The organism is Streptomyces sp. NPDC025793, assembly GCF_055558375.1.
In genome coordinates this window covers 1-1,278 of record NZ_JBVHMR010000155.1, presented here as the reverse complement: position 1 = coordinate 1,278, position 1,278 = coordinate 1, and the positions used below count along the sequence as shown (strand labels likewise).

1 pseudogene is annotated in these 1,278 nt (G+C 69.7%); it reads left to right on the top strand.

The annotated features are described in order from the left end of the window. Positions 1–1,274 (top strand): annotated as a pseudogene (locus tag ACZ4MF_RS49035) (NF041680 family putative transposase); the annotation flags it as partial. Positions 1,275–1,278 lie beyond the last annotated feature (4 nt).

The window sequence follows — 1,278 nt, the reverse complement described above, 5'->3', positions numbered from 1 at the left end:
CGTGGTCATGGCGGGCTCTACGCCGCCCTCGCCCGTGGCAGGGTTGATACCGGCCGACTGCGGAGGGCCCTGGCCGCGGTACCGCTGCCGCGGGCTGTCGACGGCCGGCTGGTCCTGGCCGTCGACATCACCTGCTGGCTACGCCCCGATGCCCACACCTCACCACAGCGGATCCTGTGTCACACCTACGGCCGGGGCAAGGACCAGCACATCCCTGTCCCTGGCTGGCCGTACTCGATCATCTGCGCGCTCGAGCCGGGCCGCAGTTCCTGGACCGCGCCTTTGGACGCGCTTCGCCTGGCCCCCGGGGACGACACCGCCACCGTCACCGCCCGACAGCTGCGTGACCTGCTCCACCGACTGATCACCGCCGGACAGTGGCAGGAGGGCGACCCCGACGTCCTCGTCATCGCGGACGCCGGATACGACGCACCCCGTCTCGCTTTCCTCCTCAAAGACCTGCCGGTCCAGGTCCTCGCCCGGATGCGCTCCGACCGGGTCCTGCGCCGGGCTGTTCCACCCCGCCAGCCACACACGATGGGCCGCCCACCCCGGCACGGCGGCGAATTCGTCTTCGGGCAGCCCGACACCTGGGGCGACCCGGACACCGAAACTGTCACCGACACACGTCTTTACGGCACCGCCAGAGCCCGCTCCTGGGACCGGCTGCACCCCAGGCTCACCCACCGCTCCTCCTGGGCCACCGCCGACGGCACCCTCCCGGTCATCGAAGGGACGGTAATCCGCCTGGACATCAGCCACCTGCCCAGCGGCGCAACACCCAAGCCGGTCTGGCTGTGGTGGTCAGGCACCGACGCCACCCCGGCAGACACCGACCGTCTCTGGCAGGCCTACCTGCGACGCTTCGACATCGAGCACACCTTCCGACTCTTCAAACAGACCCTCGGCTGGACCTCCCCAAAGATCCGCACGCCCGAGGCCGCCGACCGCTGGACCTGGCTGATCCTCGCCGCCTATACCCAACTGCGTCTCGCCCGCACCCTCGCAGCCGACCGGCGCCGTCCCTGGGAGCAACCCAGCGCACCGGACAGGCTCACTCCCGCGCGTGTCCGCCGCGACTTCCGGCACATCCGCCCACAGACCGCCTGCCCGGCCAGAGCACCGAAACCCACCCGACCCGGCCCGGACGACCAGCAGGCCGGAAGAACACCCGTCCTGCACCCCGCCACGACGTGCACACGCCCAAGAAGACACAGCCAGCAAAGGGACAAAAGAAGAGGTCAACCACCCCAAAGCCCCGCCGCATTAGTTAAAGAT